The following is a 20851-nucleotide window of genomic DNA, read 5'->3' on the forward strand; positions in this document are numbered from 1 at the left end:
CTTCCTATGTTTTCAATAATAGTTCTTTTTAGTGCTTAAACTGTAAATGATATATTGTAATCTAGCCACGCCTGCATTCTACCCACATACATTGTCAAATAATTTTCGGTCAAAAAGATGTTAGACCAATCAAAACGTTGCGATTGCACTCCGAGATAGAAAACCCAGATCGCCGCTGCAGCTTCTGGAATCAACTTAATTTCCTCCTGAGACAGCAATCTGCTACTTTGATAGCCTTTTAAGAATTCCTCTTTTTTAACCTCATAATCTGCTTTGTTACTTTCAATATGGAACAGTTGTTTGCAAAAATAAGCCACATCCAAAACCAATATACCAGTTCCACAAAAATCAAAATCAAAAAAGGTAATTTCGTTTTGTTCTGTAACACTCATATTGTCGTACCAAATATCCAAATGAACAATTCCCTCAGGAACCTTTCTGTAATCTATTTTTTCAAAAGTATGGCTGATTTTTTCAATCTGGCCTTTTATGTACTGCATTGCTATATTAGACTCTGGAAAGTGATTAAGAGCATACTGATACGGTTTTTCTAACAGTGATTCTACATTATAATGAATCCTATTACTACTTTGATGAATGGTGATATTGTGAATGTTTGCCATAAGAACCCCTATTTCAAAGCAGGTTGTAGTGTCCATGAATCTCATTTTCCCCCCTTCGGCAAAAGAGAATAGCACTGCGTATCTAATTCCTTCGGGAGCGTTGAGCTCTTGAATAAATGCACCCTTAGTATCGGCTATAGGATAGGAGACGCTCAGTTGTTTTGCCTTTAACTGTTGTAATAATTGGATTTCCTCTACAATCTCAGTCTTAGAACGCCAGCTATGGCAATACACTCGTAGCACATACTTGGCTTCATTGTTAGTAATGAAATAGGTATGATTCATTCCAGTTCGATACAGTTGGCAAGTGCAGTTTTGGCTCAAGCCATATTTCTCGATAAGCATTTGTCGTAGAGCGGTAGCCGAAAGTGTGGAGCTAGTTACTGGAAACTGAGTCATTTTCTTAAAAATTATGAAGGCAGATTGCGAATGTATGTTATTCTTTAGATTTGCCGAGGGCAATCAATAATAAATATTTTAAATCCTGAAGACGTAATGCTGATTCTTATTTATAAGTAGATTTTTAGATAAGCTCAAAGTCAGGAGGATTGGGCAGCTGGATTTACGATTACAACAGTCGAGAGAAATGCTGTTGTTTTTGTTTTGACACCATTTATTTGCTTTTCATCACATAACTGATAATGTTTGAGGCAAAACCTAAAAAGGTCAGTACGCCTGCTATTAAACCCATCCTGCCAGAATCAGGATATTCTACGGTAAGAAAAATAGAAATTCCTATTAAAATTAAACTTGTAACGTAAATTAAATTTTTCATTTTATCATTTTTAAGATTAGAACTGTTACTTTATTTTTAAACTGACCTACAAACGTCTCTCGTGCTTTTTTTGATAATTTGAAACTAAATTAATATTTATTTTTCTGGTTATCACTATTTAAACTAGGGCAAATGGAAGTAAGGCCGTTACAAGTACTGAATATTGGAAAGCTTTAGGATTATTTGTCGCTAGCGCTAGCGTCGCGATCGTGCCTATGATGTTACCGAGCGGGACGCTCGCGCCAGCTAGGAGCTTTTGCCAAACGGCTATTAGCGACAGTGATTTTTAGTTCGTCCAAGTTTCTTTGTCTTTAGCATCCTTAATTATTTTTCCATCATAAATACATAATCCTTGCCAGCTTCCAAACCAAACTTGTCCTTTGTTATCTTCAAATATACTTTGTGTAACATTGGAGGTCAAGCCATCTTCAGTTGTGAATTGTTTGAAATTACTGCCATTATATCGGTAAACACCATAACCTTCAGCCGTAAACCAAATATTCCCTTGGCTGTCTTCGTAAAAATTATAAGTTTCTTCACCTGCAATAATTCCATCCTTTGTGAAGTTAGTGTATTTTTTACCATCAAATTTGCTCACACCGCCATTAAAAGTCCCAATCCAAATATTCCCTTGTTTGTCTTCTAAAATATCTGCAACGTTATTATCAGTAAGTTCATTTTTAGCTGTTAAATGAATAAACGCTCTGTTTTTATATTTAAAAATCCCATTCCCATCAGTAGCAAACCACATAGTTCCATTCTTGTCTTCTATGATTTTAAAAACTAATTTGTCAGAGAGCATTGGTTTTGCATTTTCGACTTTTGAAACGGGCAACGAAAAAGGTGTAAACTTTTCACCGTTAAAATGACAAACTCCTCCTGTCGCCCCAACCCAAATAAGTCTGTTTTTGTCAATTGTTAAACCCCAAATTTCCGCATTCACACCTGGCAGTCCTTCTTTGAATGAAAATGTTTTAAAATTTTCTCCATCATATTTTAGGAGTCCTTCGGATGTTCCAAACCAAATAGTACCTAATTTATCTTCCACAATCTCTAAAACCCTAAATTTTCGACTAATTCCAGCAATGGCGAGTCTCTCAAGTACTTGTCCGTTATAGCGTATAATTCCATCTCCATTTGTTCCAAACCAATAGTTCCCTTTTCTGTCCTGATACATTGTCCTTACAAACTGGCTTACCATTCCATTTAAATTGGTGTGAATTTGAGGAAATGTCGTGCTTTGTTTTAAAATGATTGGTTGGCTGTTTACAAGATTTTCTATTGTATCAGTAACAGGTTTTTCTTTATGCTGTCCTGTGCAAGCTGAGATTTGAAGTGACAGCGCTACTAAAAGTAAATTTCTTGCTTTGAATATTGTTTTACAACCAATGTTTGTCATAGTGCTGGTTTTATAATTGTTGCTAAAGTTCTCGCGCTTGTGGCTGTTGCGGATCTTTTAAAACGAGTATTTTGGGCTAAATGAAAACTTGATGCGGAACGGCAATACCACTAAACTCCAGCTAGCTCAAAAAAGCTATTGGGCATCGTTATTTTATATACTCGTTTATTAGTTCAATTTTTTGGTCAATGTATCTTACAATATCGATTGGTTTCATTTCAGATTCTTTAAATCCAAAAATATCATTTTTACAACTTCCGCAATATTCTCCAATTTCAACAGATTTATTTCCGCATTCGCAATTCCAAACTTCTTTTTCTTTCGATGATAAAAGTTGTTTTTTTGTTGATATTTCAGCTTTTTCTTTAAAAGTTTCAGAAATAAAAATTTTGGTCTGATTTAAGTTTTTAATGTCTTCTTTGTCATAAAATGATTTGTCATAGGTCGCTATTCTTAAACCAATTTTCTGTTTTTTGAAATCTGAATTTTTAAGTAAGCTCATATTTTTTTCGTAATCAAATAAGTTCAATTCTTTGATTATTTTAGATAAATACAAAGCAACTTGATGATTAGTTTCGGTTTCAATTTTTTCGTAAAGTAAACTTACTTTTTTGTTTTCTTCTAGGGCATCAATATAATTTATAAAATTTTTATTGAATACATTATAAGCATCTTGCATTGATTCAAAGTTTTCAATTACGCTAGAATGTCTACTTAATAAAGCTGGGAAAACTTCTTCAACTTGATTTGATGTTATAAAACTCCAAATTTGATCATCGTAATATAATTCTCGTTTTTCAGCTTTTTCAATAATACTTTTTCTTTGTCTTAAATTGTTTATTCTTTCAACGCCAACATTTTCAAACTTTTCATTTGTATTTGATAATGAATTTAATTTTTCATCTTTTTCAATAATTACTGCTGTTCCTATAGCTGTTAACATAAACATTGATTTTCCCTTTCCTGAAATTTCATCCATATCAATATTCAAACCTATAACACAATTTCCTCCAATTTCGTGCGTATTGTATTTTATTCTCTCAATGGCTTCATTATAGAGAGATGATAACTGTTTTTGATATGAACTTGAACGACCTCCAAATACATCTGTTAATCCTCCTAAAAAATCACTAAATAAATTTGTTCCTGCTACAATATGAGCAGAAACTGGTTTCAAATGTTTTTTTATATTCAGTCCTTCAGCGGAAGAAGTTGTTATTACTAAAATGTCTTTAGGATTTGCCATAGTTTGATTTTTTCATTTCTTATTTACTACTCAGAGCTATAATGACGCCCAGCGTTTTGCCACTTAGCTATGTTGCGAACTTCGGAACGAATTATTTTCTGTTAAAGATAAAAATTCTTGCGAAACGTGAACGTGAACTTACCACAAAATTCGCAATTGCGAGAATCGGCTGTTAGCGGTCGTAGCTTGAGTTATTTTTTACACAAACTGATTATTGCTATAGTTAGTGAAAGAACTGAAATTCCAATTGGAATCCACCAATATTGAACGGCTAATTCTTTTGCCTTACTAATTTTCAAATCACGGTCAACTACTTTCGCTAAATAGTCATTCCATCCATTAAATTTTTCAAATACTTCGAAACCTTTCCTTTCCAATTGTATTGCATATTCTCCGCCACCGCCAGTTTTTAAATCTCTTATCAAATTTAATTCAGCTAAATAATCAATATATCTCTTTTCGGTCTTAATTACAATTCTCTTCAGTTTGGTTTCACCCATATTCAATGAATTATTATACAACTCATTTAAGATTTTTCCACATTCGTTTCTGAATTCAATATCAAAAGTTTTATTTCCCATAAGTGTTAATTTAAGACTGCAGTTGAGCTATGACCGCTAACTTGCCTATAACATCAAATATATACAACTTTTTCCGCTTTTTATTTAAGGACTGTAATTGTTTTCTTTCGAATCGTCTTGATTTGAAACTTGGAGTTGACTTTAAGACTTTCGGCTTTCTAACTTTCGACTAGGAACTGCGTGAAGGATGGAAGTGGAGCTCTTTATTGTTTTGCCCCAAAGGGCAGAACAATAAAAGCGGGAACAAACAGCCTGACCAGAAGTTTTTACGAAGGGGCACGCCCACAATCCTAAGAAAATCGATGTTTTATGGGTGTAAAAGGGATAGAAATTTTATGCTGTCTTTCGGCTAATGTATAGCGGATAAAAAAGCTTGGTTAGCGTAGAAAAATTTTATAATTTTGCAGGCGAATTTTATCATGTAAATTAAAGAAGAAGATGGATATCAAAAGAATAGCAACAGACGCTGTAAACGAAACAATTGTAATGACAGTTGTTCATATGGATTATAAAGGTCAAGTAGCAAAAAGAATAAACGAAAAAATGCCTTTGGCAACTGTAAAAGGATTTAGAAAAGGACAGGTTCCTAAAGATCTTGTTGAAAAACAATATGGTAAAAAAATAAAAGAAGAAGAGGTTCAAAAAGTAGTTGATTTAGCTTTAGAGCGTTTTGTACAATCGGAAAGATTAAACCTTCTAGGAACACCACTTCCTAAAGTGAACGAAAACTTTGACTGGGATGCTGAAGAGTTGACTTTTGAATACGAAATAGGTTTAGTTCCTAACTTTGAGTTAGACTTAGACGCTAAAAACGATATCGTAAAATATGTAGTTACTGCTGATGATAAATTAATCGACGGACAGGTAGCACGTATCCAAAAACAATTTGGTACTGCAGTTCCTCAAGATGTTGTTGCAGCTGACTCTGATGTTACTGGAACATTCACAAACGAAGAAAAAGGAATTAACAACGCGACTACAATTGCTGCTGATCTTTTTAAAGACAAAGCTACTTTTGATAAATTCATTGGTAAAAAAGTAGGTGACGTAGTTACTGTAAATACTAAAGGTTTATTTGAAGACGACCACCAGTTGATGGACGTAATGAAAGTAAGTCATGATGATGTTCACGGTTTAGATGTTGATGTAAACTTCACTATCGAAGCGATCAACACAGCTGAATTAGCAGAATTGAACCAAGAATTGTTTGACAAATTATTTGGAGCTGGAACTGTAGCTTCTCTTGATGAGTTGAAAGCGAAGATCAAAGAAGATGCTGAAAACCAATTTGCTCAACAAGCAGATCAAAAATTATTAGCTGATGTAACGGAGTTTTTAATCGAAAACACCAAATTTGATTTACCAGCTGAATTCCTTAAAAAATGGTTACAAACGGTAGGTGAGAAAAAATTATCTCCAGAAGAAGCTGAGGTTGAATATGCACGTTCTGAAAAAGGATTGCGTTTTCAATTGATCGAAGGTAGAGCAATGGCTCAATCAGACATCAAAATCACTTTTGAAGACTTGAAAGCTTTCACTACTAAAAACATCCGTCAACAAATGGCACAGTTTGGACAAGCAAATCCTACGGACGAAGAAGTTCAAGGAATTGTTGCGAGAGTTTTGTCTAACCAAGACGAAGTAAAAAGACTTTCTGACCAAGTAGTTGCTGAGAAGTTATTGGAATTGTTTAAAGAAAAAGCACAACCTACAACTAAAGAAGTAACTTACGATGAATTTATTGCTGCGTCTTACGGAGAATAAATTTTAGTCTATAAAGTCAAAAGTCATAAAGTCAAATGTCAAAAATTATGATTTTATTACAAAGACTAAATAATAAAAAATAAGTATATTTGAGCGTCAAATGAATTTTTTTCTTTGACGCTCTTTTGTTTGAATCAATTTTAGAAGCTAATCCAGCTATCCGTTGCAAGTTTTTTCATCTGTTTTCATTTTTCTTTATTCCTGTAAGAGCTTCTTTCAGTCGCTTTACAAGAATAGTAAAAATAGAAAATAGCTTTCAAAAAGCTTTACACTATTATCTGGGCTAGAAAAGAAGACAAATTGACATCATTTGTAGTTAGGGTATGAACTTTGACTTACGGATAATGTAACTTTCAGACTTTAGACTTTCAAACTTTTAAACTTATAAAAATGAACTACGGTAAAGAATTTAAAAAATTTGCTACAAAGCATCAAGGAGTAAATGCAATGTATTACGATAAAATCGTAGCAGCAATGAATCCTACAAATATGACTCCATATATCATCGAAGAGCGCCAGTTGAATATCTCTCAATTAGACGTTTTCTCAAGATTGATGATGGACAGAATTATTTTTCTAGGAACAGGAATTGATGATCAAATAGCTAATATAGTGCAAGCACAATTATTGTTTTTAGAAAGCGCTGATGCTTCTAAAGACATCCAAATTTACTTAAACTCTCCAGGAGGAAGCGTTTATGCAGGTTTAGGAATTTATGATACCATGCAATACATCAAGCCAGATGTGGCTACTATATGTACAGGAATGGCGGCTTCTATGGGAGCAGTTTTATTGTGCGCAGGTGCCGAAGGGAAACGTTCAGCATTGCCGCATTCAAGAGTAATGATTCACCAACCATCAGGAGGAGCACAAGGGGTTGCAACTGATATGGAAATCAACTTGAGAGAAATGTTAAAATTAAAAGACGAATTGTATAAAATCATTTCGCAACATTCAGGACAATCTTTTGAAAAAGTACATGCAGATAGTGAACGTGACTACTGGATGATCGCTGATGAAGCAAAAGAATACGGAATGATTGATGAGGTGTTGAGAAGAGGATAATTTTTTAAGTTTCAGAGTTGCAAAGTAGCTAAGCTTCTAAGCCAGCTACTTTGCAATTTTGAAAATTATGGAATAGATTAAAATAAAAAGTTTAGAAAGCAAAGTATAAAGGCACGCTGAGTGACCTTTGAAGCTTTGTACCTTTGAAGCTTTGCAACTAAAAAAAGATGGCGAAAGAAAAATTAGAATGTTCGTTTTGTGGAAGGAAGAAGCCAGAAACTAATTTATTAATAGCAGGAATTGAGGCACACATTTGTGATAAATGTATCGAGCAAGCACACGGAATTGTTCTTGAAGAGTTAAAAGCGTCTGGTAGCTCTAAGCTAGTAGGGGATTTGATTTTGAAAAAACCAAAAGAAATTAGAGCGTTCTTAGATCAATATGTTATTGGTCAGGATCAAACTAAAAAAGTAATGTCGGTTGCGGTTTACAATCACTACAAACGTTTAATGCAACAGCAATTAGATGATGAGGTAGAGATTGAAAAAAGTAATATCATCATGGTAGGACAAACTGGAACAGGAAAAACATTAGTAGCAAAAACTATTGCTAAAATGTTAGATGTTCCTTTGGCTATTGTAGATGCAACGGTTCTTACTGAAGCAGGTTATGTAGGAGAAGATGTAGAGAGTATTTTAACTCGTTTGTTACAAGCGGCAGATTATGACGTCACTAAAGCAGAACGCGGAATCGTATTTATTGATGAAATAGATAAAATCGCTCGTAAGAGTGATAATCCATCAATAACTCGTGATGTATCTGGTGAAGGAGTGCAACAAGCCTTACTAAAATTATTAGAAGGAACAGTTGTAAACGTACCACCAAAAGGAGGTCGTAAGCATCCAGACCAAAAGTTTGTTGAGGTAAATACACAAAACATCTTGTTTATAGCGGGTGGTGCTTTTGATGGAATCGAAAGAATCATTTCTAAACGTTTGAATCGTCAAGCTGTTGGGTATTCGACTTCTAAAAATGAAGACAATATAGATAAAGACAATTTGTTGCAATATATTATTCCTAAGGACATCAAAGATTTTGGATTGATTCCAGAAATCATCGGTCGTTTGCCAGTATTAACGCATATGGATCCTTTAGATAGAGAGACGTTACGTTCTATATTGACGAAACCTAAAAATGCATTAATCAAACAATATCAGAAATTGTTTTTAATGGACGAGGTGGAGTTCAGTATCACTGATGAAGCGCTAGATTTTATTGTTGATAAAGCATTAGAATATAAATTAGGGGCACGTGGATTGCGTTCTTTATGTGAGGCGATTCTAACTGATGCGATGTATGAGTTACCAAGTTCTGATGATAAAACATTAGCAATTGATAGAGAGTATGCGCAAGAGACCTTAAATAAAAACTTGTTGAAACGATTAGAAATTGCATCTTAAAATTGCATTTTTCTCAAAAATACAAACCTGTTCATTGATTTGAGCAGGTTTTTTTATGGGTAATTTGAACTATTTGTTATTGTTTGAAAAAATAATCATTATCCTTTTATATCACCTTTAGATTACCGATTTTTGTTCAACAAAATCAAATACTTAGATCATGGCAGTGGAAGATAAAGAGGTCATTTTATTAAAAGTTTCTGGACAAGATAAACCTGGAGTAACTGCCGGTTTGACTTCCATACTGGCTAATTACGAAGCAATTATTTTAGATATTGGTCAAGCCGATATTCATGACACCTTGTCTTTAGGTATTTTATTCGAAATCAAAGCAGGTTCTTCATCAGCACCTGTTTTGAAGGACTTGTTGTTCAAAGCCTATGAGCTAGAAATCAAAGTGAAGTTTACTCCTATATCTATCGATGATTATGAAAACTGGGTAAAAGGGCAGTCTAAAAAAAGGTATATTATTAATATATTAGGAGAAACCTTAGCAGCAGAACAACTGTCAGCGGTAACCCAAATCATGTCTGATCTCAACTTAAATATTTATGCTATTAAGCGACTTACAGGGAGGGTTTCTATTATTGAAAAAGGACTGTATCCACGCTCTTGTATTCAACTGTCAGTTTCAGGTGAAATTTTAAATAAGAGTTTGATAACAGCTAAGTTCATGCAGGTGTCAAGAACTTTAGATGTAGATATTTCTTTTCAAGAAGACAGCATTTATAGGAGAAACAGGCGTCTGGTTTGCTTTGATATGGACTCTACCTTGATTCAAACGGAGGTTATTGATGAGCTTGCTGATTTAGCGGGAGTAGGAGAACAAGTGCGAGCCATCACCGAGTCAGCTATGAACGGTGAGATCGACTTTAAAGAGAGTTTCAAACAACGCATGGCATTACTGGAAGGTCTGAGTGAAGAGGTGTTGCAAACTGTAGCAGTGAATTTGCCTATCACACAAGGGGCACACCGCTTAATGAAAGCGCTTAAATATTATGGATATAAAACGGCCATTTTATCTGGTGGTTTTACCTATTTTGGGAAGTACCTACAAAAGGAATTAGGAATTGATTATGTTCATGCTAATGAATTAGAAATCATTGACGGGAAGTTAACAGGCAATTATATAGGAGAAATAGTAGATGGGCAAAAGAAAGCAGAACTACTAAAAGCCATCGCCGAAAAAGAAGGCATACACATCAATCAAACTATTGCAGTGGGTGATGGAGCAAACGATTTACCGATGTTGAATTTGGCTGGTTTAGGAATTGCTTTTCATGCTAAACCTACTGTAAAAGAGAATGCAGCTACTTCTATTTCTAGTTTAGGATTAGATGGAGTTTTGTATCTTCTAGGTTATCACGACAGGCATATCGATATGATGATGGAATAATTTATCGCCTTTATTTGATATCAAAAATGCCTTAGTTCATGATTTGAGCTAAGGCATTTTTCTATACTATTATTTTAACTTGCATTGCTTTCAATTGTTCTAGATAATCTCTTTGATTAGACAACCTAGGAATTTTATGTTGGCCCCCGAGTTTGTCGCGCTCTTTTAACCATTCATAAAATAAATTTTCTCTGGCAACATTAATAATTAAAGGATTTAACGTCATGTTGTTCTTGCGCTTGGCTTCATAATCTGAATTTAATGATTGTAAAGTCTCATCCAGTATTTGCTGAAAAGCAGTAATATTATCCGGAACTTTCTTAAATTCAATCATCCATTCATGGGCACCTTTTTCCTTGCCTTCCATAAATACAGGGGCAACGGTATAATCGACCACTTGGGTATTGGTTAGTTTGCATGCTTTGGCAATCGCCTGGTCTGTATTCTCCACCATCAACTCTTCACCAAAAACATTAATGTGATGCTTGGTTCTACCGGTAACTCTAATTCTATAGGGACTCAATGAGGTGAAACGCACTGTATCACCGATGAGGTAACGCCATAAACCAGAATTAGTGGTAATGACAATGGCGTAGTTTTTAAACAATTCAACATCAGCTAATCTAACAACTTTTTGATCTGGAGTTCCATAAGTATCCATTGGGATAAATTCATAGAAAATACCGTAATCCAACATAAGTAATAAATCGCTAGAATAGTTCAAATCCTGGATCGCAAAGAAACCTTCTGATGCGTTGTATATTTCGTAGTATTTAAAATCTTTTTTAGGAAGAATTTTTTGGTATTGCTCGCGGTAAGGTTCAAAGTTCACACCACCATGGAAATATACTTCTAAATTTGGCCAAAGCTCAAATAGGTCGGTTTTTCCTGTTTCTTCGATCATGCGGTTCATTAAAACCAACATCCAGGAAGGAACACCGGCAAAACTCGTCACATTCTCTTTTTTGGTTTCACTGATAATAGCGGCCATCTTTGTTTCCCATTCGCTCATTAGCGAAATTTTGCTACTCGGCGTACTACTGAATTCAGCCCAAATAGGCATGTTTTCGATTAAAATAGCCGACAAGTCACCAAAAAAAGTATTGTTGTCTTCATAAATTTGAGAACTTCCTCCCAGACGCAGACTCTTTCCTTTAAAAAGCTCTGAGTTTTCATTGTTATTCAAATACAAACACAGCAAATCCTTACTTCCTTTATAATGGCAGTCTTCCAGCGCGCTACTACTAACGGGGATGAATTTACTTTTGGCGTTTGTGGTTCCGCTGGATTTTGCAAACCATTTTATGGGTGTTCCCCAAAAAAGGTTTTGCTCGCCGCTACGAGTGCGTTCAATTAACGGATGAATATCCTCATAACAAGCAATTGGAATCCTTTCGGCAAAGGTTGCGTAGGATTTTATCGATGCAAAATCATACTCTTGACCAATAACAGTGTCTCTAGCAGCACTAATCAAATTCGTAAGTAACTCTTCCTGTACCTCATTCGGGTATTTTAGGAAAAGTTCGATCTGATGGATTCGTTGTTTTAAAACCCACGAAGCGAATGAATTGATGATAGTTAATGGCATTTTTTAAAATAGGAGTTATGAATTATGCGTTACGAATGATAACTTTACCAAAAATAACAAATTTTGTTAAACATCAAACTTTAAACTTTAAACTTAATGCAATACGAAGGTGTACTGACCAAAATGCAAACGGAATTTGGGAATCCAATTCAATATTATTTGGTTTTTGAAGACAGTTTTTTGAACATGAACCAATTGTTAGATAAGAGTCTGTCTATTGATTTTGTGGGCTACCAATGTTTGAATTGTGGAAAGAAAAAGAAGATTTTTCGTCAGGGATTTTGCTATGACTGTTTTTATTCTAGTGCCGCTGTTGGAGACTGGATTATGAAACCAGAATTAAGTACTGCACACCTTGGTCTAGAAGATAGGGATTTAGCGTATGAACAAAAAGTGCAGTTGCAACCTCATATTGTCTATTTAGCCTTGTCCAGTGAAGTCAAAGTAGGGGTAACACGTAAAACTCAAATGCCTACGCGATGGATTGATCAAGGAGCAAATGAGGCGATTGCTATTGTTGAGGTTCCTAATCGTTATTTAGCAGGAATTACAGAGGTCGCTTTAAAAAATCATTATGCTGATAAGACCAATTGGCGAAAAATGTTGACCAACACGGTAGAACATGTGGACCTAATGAAAGAACGATTGAAGTTAGAAAACTTGATTCCTGATGAGGCAAAAGAATATTTCTTCTTAAATAAAAATGACTTGTATGAAATGCATTACCCAGTCTTGCAATATCCTACTAAAGTGAAAAGTTTGAGTTTAGATAAAACACCTCATTTTGAAGGAAAACTAACGGGTATAAAAGGACAGTACCTGTTATTTGAAGATGGGACCGTTTTTAATATTAGAGGTTCAGAAGGTTATGTCGTGCGGATAGCGGTATAGTTTTAAGAAAATATAATTACAAAAAAAGAGTAATCTCATCTAATGGAGATTACTCTTTTTTTATGCTATAAAAATTTAAAACTATTAATTGACCTTAGTGGTGTCAACTACTTTTTTCTTTTTATTAAATAAATTATTTAGCAGGTCCGTTGCCTTTGTTTTTACTTCTTCTTTAGCTTTTTCCTTCACCTGTTCCTTGGTCTGCGGAATGGTAGTAGCCGCTTTTGTAGTATCACTAGGTTTTTTATTCTTTGTGATATAATCATTAAGTGCCGATGTACCTTGATTAAGCAAACGTTCTTTTTGTTGCTGTACTAATTGATTAGTCAAGCTGGTAACTGCTGTTTTGATGTCAGTAGTGATTTTTGGTCTACTGAAATTCCCAGTTAATGTCGCGTTTATTGGGATGTTCTGCATTTTTGCTGCATCAGTAGCCGATAGTTTTGCAATCAGGGCATTGGCTTCCGTACCTAAGTATTTTGCAGGAACATCAAACTTGATATTGTAATTCATGTTTTGATCAAAGCTGTGTGTTCCACCAATAGTTGCTTTTATATCTTGGTACTTGATGTCAAAAGGTTTCACATTTACCATTCCGTTTTTAAAGGTAATGGCTGCCTTTAAATCATTAAGGTTTATTTTATCTAAATTAAGAAACTTTAAATTGCTGCTAAGGGCAGTTAACAAAGTAGAATTGTCAGCATTCACTGTAGTAGATAATAACTGTCCTAATAAATTACCAGTAAGCGTTTTAAGATCTGGACTCATGGTGTTTGCATTTAAATTACCATTTAGATTGATAGTCGAATTAAGCTTCCCATTTATAATCCCTGCTAGTGGAGCAATGTTTTTAAGCAGGTCTAATTGAGTGAATGATTGTGCAATATCAACTTTATTTAATCCTAAATTCATCTGGAATGTTGGTGTGCTTCCTTTGGTCGAAACGGCACCATCAAGACCAATTGTTCCTCCAAAAATAGACGTTCTTACATTCTCTAATGTTAGTTTCTCATCTTTTACAATTAGCTTCCCAGATACGTCTTTTAAAGTTAAATTATCATACAAAACCGCATTCGCTTTGGCTGTTAGAGAACAATTTAAAAAAGCGGGGATTTTCATCGCTTCCGTTTTTTTGGCAGCAGTTTTAGTGTCGGTTTCAGTGGTCATGAAGTCACTTACCGCAAGTTGATTTGATGTTAAATTAAAGTTCCCTTTTAACTCTTGATTTTTAAAGATAAAACCATAGAAATTTTCTAAAACTCCAGTAACGCTTAAATCACTTTTTCCTGTCGTTGCATCAAATTGCTTTAAATTTACTTGCCTTGGATTAAACTGAATCATTGCTGTGCTAATGTTCATCGTTTTTCCATTTACATCGGCATATTTAAATCCAGACAAATTCATGGTTCCGGCATTATCTATATTTTGGTACTCACTTTTCTCAACAGACTGCATGTCAAATTTAGTAGTAACATCTGCCTTTAAAATTCCTGATAAAGGTTTGTCTAATTTGATAGGATAAGCCTGTGAAAGGTTAGCTAAATTAATCGTTCCTTTTAACATGGCGTCTACCAACGCATTTTGTGTAATGTTGGTGATTTTTGCCTTAGCATTAAAAACATCTTGATCGATTCTAAAAGATAATTTGTCTAGATTGACATAAGTGTCATTTAAGATTCCAGTTTCGTTAATTATCTTAGTATCAATAATAATGTTTTGAACAGTCTTAGGTAAGTTAGGGTATTTAAAAGAAGCGTTATTCGATGCAATATCCACATTGAATTTAGGTACAGTGGTTTCAGAATACAAACCTTTGGCAAAACCAACTACAGTAAAATCACCAGTAGTTTTCACATTGTCCAGACTAGCGGAGTAAGCTGCGGGGATAACTCCTAGGAAGTTTTTGAAAGATGATGTAGGTGTCTTAAATTTTAAATCATATTCTTGACCTGCCTCAACTAATTGGATAAATCCATCAAATTCTAATGGCAGTTGATTAATAAGTGCTTTATTTTGTTTAAAAGTGTATTTATTTTGGTCCAAATCAATTCCTAAAACAGCATCTAAGGTTAGGGCGACATTTCGCATATAATTGACCTTGTCTAAGTCCAAAGTCATATTTGCCGTGGACTTCGTTACTAAATCTAGTTTTGAAGCACTAAAATCTCCGGTTCCCTGGTGATTAATACTGTCAATAACCATTTTTAATTTTGATTTTTCATCGTAATATTTGAATTTGAAGTTTGCTACTTCATAATTCTGGATATTCAAATTAATGCCTTTTCCCTGACTGTCTTTTTGGGCGGTCTTATCTTTTAACGCAATATCATAATTACCAATTCCGTCTTTGTTAAATAGAATATTGACTAAACCATTCTTTGAAGTAATTCCCTGTATGATTATGGGCTCGCTTTTATCTTTAAAAAGTTCTTTGACCGACATTTTTAGATCCAATTCACCGAAAGAAACTAAAGTGTCTCCTGCAAACGGGGCTTTATTAATAATGGTTAAGCTGTCTAAAGTAAGATTAGCATTTGGAAAGTTTTTAAACAAACTCAAATTAGCATCAGTAAAACTCACTTTTGCATCTACCTTTTCATTAATGACAGCTGTAATTTTAGCAGCAATTTGATCTTTAAAAAAATAGGGGATAGCAAATAAAGCGGTTACCGATAGGATAACGATTGTTAAAATTATTTTTAAAAAGGTCTTCATCATATCTTTAATTATTTTTGTTCGTAGTAAATAACGTACTATAATTGCCGTACTTTAGTTACAAAAATAGTGTATTATGCTTTACTTCTCTTCTAAAGTTTTCATAAATAACTCTTTAGTGATTGCTGGTTTCTATTGAAAAAGGAATTAACAATTTTGTAATGAGAAAAAAACACAATAAAAAAATCCGTTTAAGAATTAACTCAAACGGATTTTATTTATGTTATTTGGATTTTAGTGGATAGTAATCTCAAATGGCATTGAGGCTTGCACCCCTTTTTGTTCTTGCACTTTTTTAACTCGTTGCATTAAATTGTAGTTTTCTTCTCCAATCTCTTCTTTGATAAAAGCTGCTTTTGTTTTTGCGAAAGGCAGGTTTGCCAAAAGGTCATTCAAATCTTTCTTGTAAACAGGATAGTTTTGAGTACTGTATTTTTTAATTTTAGCCAGGCTTGCCGCTTCTTTGATAGCATCCTTTAAACCTCCAATTTTATCAACAAGACCAATTTTAACAGCTTCTGAACCCGCCCATACTCTTCCTTGTGCAATTGAATCAACTTGCGCAAAGGTCATGTTCCTTCCTTCGGCAACATGAGTTACAAAGGTTTTGTAAATATGTTCAACACCTTCCAGAGTTACTTCTTTAAATTTTTCATCTAGTGGAACAAATGGGCTGTATCTCGCCGCATTCTCATTAGTTTTTACTTGCTCTACATGGATTCCAATGCGCTTTGTTAGCTCACTGAAATTTGGTAAAATTCCAAATACACCTATAGAACCTGTTATTGTATTGCTTTCAGCAAAAATCTTGTCGGCATTACAGGCAATGTAATAACCACCTGATGCGGCATAATTTCCCATTGAAACAACGACTGGTTTTACTTTTTTAGTAAGCTCAATTTCTCTCCAGATTAAATCTGAAGTTAAAGCGCTCCCTCCCGGACTGTCAATACGCAATACAATAGCTTTTACTTTTTTATCTTTTCTAGCCTCTTGTAATGATCTGCGCATGGAACCTTCACCAATAGTATTTACATCACCTTCACCACCTTGAATCTCTCCTTGTGCATAAATAATGGCAATGTCATTTTTACTGTCTGTTATTTTAGATGTTGTCGTTACTTTTTTAGTGTAATCCATTATAGAGACCTTATTGTATTCTTCGTCTTTGTCTACTTTTAAAGCTTTTTTTATGGCATCATGATACACATCTTCGTAAGCAATGACATCAATTAGCTTTTGTTGTTTTGCCATTTCAGGAGTTCTCGCCAGTAAGCCAGTAGCTATTTCATTAAGTTTAGCGACAGAAATGTTTCTACTTTTCGAAATGTCTGCTGTAATGGAACTCCAAATAGAATTTAGTAAAACGGTGATTTGTTCTCTATTGGCTTCACTCATTTCGTTTTGAAGAAATGGTTCTACCGCACTTTTGTATTTTCCATGGCGTATCACTTCCATCTTAATACCTGATTTCTCTTGTAACTCTTTAAAAAACATGATTTCAGAAGCGAGTCCTTTAAAATCCATGTCTCCAACGGGATTTAAGTAGATCGTATTAGCAACCGAATTCAAATAATATTCTTTTTGAGAGTACACATTGGCGTAAGCCATTACAAATTTTCCAGATTTTTTAAATTGTTCTAAAGCATCTCTTACCGCTTTACTTTGTGCCATACCTAAAGAAGATTCATCATTCAAAATAGAGATGCCTTTGATGTCGTCATCTGTCTTCGCCTCTTCGATAGCCATAATAATGTCACTTACACCAATTTTAGCATCATCAGAAAAAATGCTGATCCATGGATCTTCGTATTTTCCTGCGTAATCATATTGAACATCTTTTAAATCAAGTTCTATAACCGAGTTGTTTTTTACAGCGACAGTTTCTGAATCTCCTCCAAAAACGGCTCCTATAATTAAAACACCAAAGAAGAACAGCATAAAAAAGACAAATAAACCTATAATGGTGGCTAGTACATTTCCTAAAAACTTCATAATTATATTTTTTTAATAAGTAGTCAAAAGTGTTCTTTTGTTACAGTTTTGCTGTAATATTTTCTAGCTATAGAACGTAACACTTTGTGCAAATATATTGCTATTTCTAAAATACTTTTAGTTAATTTGTGCCTAATATGAAAGTACAACATCAGGTCATTTTATCTATAGGCAGTAATCAGGGCAACCGACTTGAAAACGTGCAACGCTGCATAGATTTAATCCATCAGAAAGTAGGGACTGTAATCAAGGTTTCTAAGTTATATGAATCACCCTCTTGGGGTTTTAATAGTGACGTTTTTTATAATTGCGCATTAGTTTTGCATACGTTTAATTCAGCGCATAAATTGCTGAATCTAGTTTTAAAAATCGAAAAAAAATTAGGACGTATCCGCAATTCAGAATTAGGGTATCAGTCCCGTATTATTGATATCGACTTAATTGCATTTGATGATGAAGTTATCAATTCTGATAAACTTCAGATTCCTCATCCTTTAATGCAAGATAGAAAGTTCGTTTTACTACCCATTAAAGATTTAAATCTATATTGGGAACATCCAGTTTTAAAGAAGTCAGTTAAAGAGTTGCTAACAGATTGCCCAGATCAAAGTGAGTGTAAAGTAGTTCTGGATTTAGAAAATCCTTTGGCCAGTATTCCCTTAGACCAATTTAATTATATTGCTTTTGAAGGAAATATAGGAGCTGGTAAAACAACATTGACAACAAAAATTGCCGAGGATTTCAATGCTAAAACCGTTTTAGAACGTTTTGCTGACAATCCTTTTTTACCTAAATTTTACAAAGATCAAAACCGTTATGCCTTTCCACTTGAGATGTCATTTTTAGCGGATCGCTACCAGCAGCTTTCTGATGACTTGGCACAATTTGACTTATTTAAGGATTTTCTAGTAGCAGATTACCATATTTTTAAATCGCTAATCTTTGCTAAAATAACTTTGGCAGATGATGAGTATCGTTTGTATCGCAATTTATTTGATATTATCTATAGGGAAATGCCAAAGCCAGATTTGTATATTTACCTCTACCAAAATTCAGAGCGACTGTTGCAAAACATAAAAAAGAGAGGAAGAAGCTATGAACAAAACATTCCAGCAGAATATTTAGATAAAATCAATAGTGGCTATTTAGATTACATAAAATCGCAGACCGATTTAAACGTTTTAATTATAGACGTGTCAGATAGGGATTTTGTGAAAAATCAAGAAGATTACCTTTTTATACTGGATGAGATTCAAAAGAAGATAGCAAAATAAATTTGCTACTAACGCTTCAAAGAAAAATGACCTCTTTTTTCAGGACTGTTTTGATCCAATTTTAAGACATACCAATAATCTGAAGCGGGAAGTGGTACTTTGTTTAGGGTGCCGTCCCATTGTAGTTTAGCGCTATTTAAGACTGCTACTAATTTCCCATACCGATCAAAAATGCTAACTTCGGCTTGGGGATAGAAAGCTAAGCCTTTAATTTCCCAGTAATCATGGTACGAATCATTATTTGGTGTAAAGAATTGTGGAGCAGATAGTACTATAAAAGATTGGGTGTCGTAATTGCATTGGTGTCTGTCTCTTACGTACGCTGTCTGTTGTCCGCCAGGGACATTGTAAAAAACATTAGAAGTCTGATAATTAATGCCGTCAATTGCGTATTCAAAATAATCTTCATCATTAGCTACAATTATAGTAACCGTATCTTCAGTAACATCTACAGAAGTGATCGAAGGAGCAGCATAAGATGAAACCGTTATTTTCTTGGTGGTACTGCAATTTTCAGGATCAGGACTGCTGATGGTAACAGTGTAAGTCTCTGCATCAGTGATTGCTATGGTTTGAGTGGTTTCACCTGTTGACCATAAGTACCTCATTCCTGAAACTTTGGCATCCAGAATAAGTGTAGTCTGATTACAAAATGATATTTCTTCATCAGTTGCTTCTGGTGTTTGATAAATTCTGGCGATAACAGCAGCTCTAGTATTTTCTTTGCAACCATTATTAATGGCTTCGATGTAATAGGCAGTTGTAGCATTTAAGGCAGGAGTTGTAAAAGAAGTTCCTGTGGCAAGAGGTGTTCCTCCCGTTTCCGTATCATACCAGTTGATAACTCCAATGTCGCTATTGGCTTGCAAGAGCACTGTTCCTGAACCACATCTGCTCACTGGAGAATTGGTTGAGGTGATAGAGGGTATTTGATTTATTGTAGCAACAACAGCTGTTCTAGTTGCAGTACAATCTGAACCTGCATCTATATAGTAAGTTGTGCTGTTATTTAATATTGGGGTTGTGAAGTTTTCTCCCGTAGCTAGTGGATCTAATGAATTAGCATTGTCAAACCATCTAATCGTGCCATTTGTAGCTGTTGCTTTTAAGTCGACTGTTCCTGATCCACAACGGCTATTGGGAGTTACACTCGTTATTAGTGGAATAGTAATAGAGGTACTTGTAGAAATTTGTAGGACTGGATCTCCTGTCGTTCCGCCATATTCCACAATATAGCCTTTCGGTTGGTAGTTTCCTGTTGGTTCACCAGTATTTGATAAATCATTCCAAGATCCAGGAAGACCTACTCCGGGTGCGGTGATGTGTGTATAATCTTCATTACTAGATTGGTTGGGTTCATTAGTGTTCCAGTTGGCGTAATTAGGCGAACTTCCATTCGCTTGTCCATTCCAGAAAATGGTCCCGTTTTCAGGCCCAGTTACCCATTTCCATACACCTTCAGTTTCAGCATCACTACCTCCAATCCATCCAGCGCCCGAGGCTTGCTCACCAGATAATTTTGCTTCATCAGCTGCTGTAATCGTAGCAAGATAACCTTGAAGGCCATAGTACCTACTCGATTCTGCTTGTGCTTTTGCGTCTGTCCATGTAATACCTAAACTTTGAATATATTGATAATAATGGCCGTTGCTGGGTAAATAATTGGCTTGACCAATGCTTATTGAAAAAGTTCGTGTTCCTGAAGGAGAGTTGGAAGAGTTGCTAAAGGTGACTTCTTTGATTGCATTCATAAAGTCATCGTAGCTTACTAAAATACCAGTTGGGCTAAATAATTTTAACTTTCCCGTTTGCTCATCCCAATCTGTAGTAATTGTAGGATGGTTGTCATCAAGATCAAGTCGGTCCTGTCCCTTTATATATCCTGACGATATTTGAATATAAATGGCATCAGTACCAGTATCATCTGGATCTGTTATAGATACGGTAGTAACAATTTTTAATTTGGTTCCGGCGCAATAAATTTGGTTTCCAGACGCAGTGATCACAGGAGGTTCATTAGCAAATAATGCACTATAACTTTTTGATGTTGGATTTCCATCTGTAGCATAGCTCTGGTGAGAGATAAGAGCTATAAAAAGTATGATTATTTGAAATGTTTTTTTGCTTCCCATTCTGTAA

15 protein-coding genes are annotated in these 20851 nt (G+C 34.7%); 6 read left to right on the forward strand and 9 right to left on the reverse strand.

Going from position 1 to position 20851, the window contains the following annotated elements; translation table 11 throughout:
• Nucleotides 1-35 precede the first annotated feature (35 nt).
• The 5 genes from ACEN2K_RS03290 to ACEN2K_RS03310 form a co-directional block, all read right to left on the reverse strand.
• Entirely contained in the window at nt 36-1022 is a 987-nt protein-coding gene (locus tag ACEN2K_RS03290) for a phosphotransferase (protein ID WP_441757880.1), read from the reverse strand.
• 214 nt (nt 1023-1236) lie between these two features.
• Complete coding sequence (locus ACEN2K_RS03295; RefSeq protein WP_441757881.1) at nt 1237-1398, reverse strand: hypothetical protein; 162 nt, start codon at nt 1396-1398, stop codon at nt 1237-1239.
• Between the two features lie 286 nt (nt 1399-1684).
• Complete coding sequence (locus ACEN2K_RS03300) at nt 1685-2797, reverse strand: ligand-binding sensor domain-containing protein (protein ID WP_441757882.1); 1113 nt, start codon at nt 2795-2797, stop codon at nt 1685-1687.
• Between the two features lie 148 nt (nt 2798-2945).
• Nucleotides 2946-4043, reverse strand: a complete 1098-nt coding sequence (locus ACEN2K_RS03305; protein WP_441757883.1) for a YbjQ family protein — start codon at nt 4041-4043, stop codon at nt 2946-2948.
• Between the two features lie 191 nt (nt 4044-4234).
• On the reverse strand, nt 4235-4624 hold the full coding sequence (locus ACEN2K_RS03310; protein WP_441757884.1) for a hypothetical protein: 390 nt from the start codon (nt 4622-4624) through the stop codon (nt 4235-4237).
• A 438-nt stretch (nt 4625-5062) separates the two neighbouring features.
• Between ACEN2K_RS03310 and ACEN2K_RS03315 the strand changes: the two genes are divergently transcribed.
• The 4 genes from ACEN2K_RS03315 (at nt 5063) to serB (ending at nt 10249) form a co-directional block, all read left to right on the forward strand.
• Complete coding sequence (locus tag ACEN2K_RS03315; RefSeq protein WP_441757885.1) at nt 5063-6388, forward strand: trigger factor; 1326 nt, start codon at nt 5063-5065, stop codon at nt 6386-6388.
• 390 nt (nt 6389-6778) lie between these two features.
• A complete protein-coding gene (gene clpP / locus ACEN2K_RS03320; RefSeq protein ID WP_441757886.1) occupies nt 6779-7453 on the forward strand; it encodes an ATP-dependent Clp endopeptidase proteolytic subunit ClpP in 675 nt (224 codons plus the stop codon).
• Between the two features lie 167 nt (nt 7454-7620).
• Nucleotides 7621-8853, forward strand: coding sequence for an ATP-dependent Clp protease ATP-binding subunit ClpX (gene clpX / locus ACEN2K_RS03325; RefSeq protein WP_441757887.1), 1233 nt, complete (start codon nt 7621-7623; stop codon nt 8851-8853).
• Between the two features lie 160 nt (nt 8854-9013).
• Complete coding sequence (serB, locus tag ACEN2K_RS03330) at nt 9014-10249, forward strand: phosphoserine phosphatase SerB (RefSeq protein ID WP_441757888.1); 1236 nt, start codon at nt 9014-9016, stop codon at nt 10247-10249.
• Between the two features lie 61 nt (nt 10250-10310).
• Here the strand turns inward: serB and ACEN2K_RS03335 are convergent, their stop codons facing one another.
• Entirely contained in the window at nt 10311-11837 is a 1527-nt protein-coding gene (locus ACEN2K_RS03335) for a GH3 auxin-responsive promoter family protein (RefSeq protein ID WP_441757889.1), read from the reverse strand.
• Between the two features lie 96 nt (nt 11838-11933).
• On the opposite strand from ACEN2K_RS03335, the gene ACEN2K_RS03340 reads away from it, so the two are divergent.
• Nucleotides 11934-12728, forward strand: a complete 795-nt coding sequence (locus ACEN2K_RS03340) for a DUF2797 domain-containing protein (RefSeq protein WP_441757890.1) — start codon at nt 11934-11936, stop codon at nt 12726-12728.
• An 84-nt stretch (nt 12729-12812) separates the two neighbouring features.
• Here ACEN2K_RS03340 and ACEN2K_RS03345 read toward each other — a convergent pair whose 3' ends face one another.
• Nucleotides 12813-15446 carry an AsmA family protein gene (locus ACEN2K_RS03345; RefSeq protein WP_441757891.1) on the reverse strand — a complete coding sequence of 878 codons (2634 nt, stop codon included), beginning with the start codon at nt 15444-15446 and terminating at the stop codon, nt 12813-12815.
• 231 nt (nt 15447-15677) lie between these two features.
• Nucleotides 15678-17438 (reverse strand): signal peptide peptidase SppA, encoded by a 1761-nt coding sequence (sppA, locus tag ACEN2K_RS03350; protein WP_441757892.1) that lies wholly within the window; start codon nt 17436-17438, stop codon nt 15678-15680.
• Nucleotides 17439-17575: 137 nt separating this feature from the next.
• Here sppA and folK point away from each other — a divergent pair, with 137 nt between their 5' ends.
• Nucleotides 17576-18712, forward strand: a complete 1137-nt coding sequence (gene folK, locus ACEN2K_RS03355; RefSeq protein ID WP_441757893.1) for a 2-amino-4-hydroxy-6-hydroxymethyldihydropteridine diphosphokinase — start codon at nt 17576-17578, stop codon at nt 18710-18712.
• A gap of 8 nt (nt 18713-18720) precedes the next feature.
• Here folK and ACEN2K_RS03360 read toward each other — a convergent pair whose 3' ends face one another.
• Nucleotides 18721-20844, reverse strand: a complete 2124-nt coding sequence (locus ACEN2K_RS03360) for a T9SS type B sorting domain-containing protein (RefSeq protein ID WP_441757894.1) — start codon at nt 20842-20844, stop codon at nt 18721-18723.
• Between the last annotated feature and the right edge of the window lie 7 nt (nt 20845-20851).

It is taken from the genome of Flavobacterium sp. W21_SRS_FM3, from assembly GCF_052113625.1.
Classification (GTDB): Bacteria; Bacteroidota; Bacteroidia; order Flavobacteriales; family Flavobacteriaceae; genus Flavobacterium.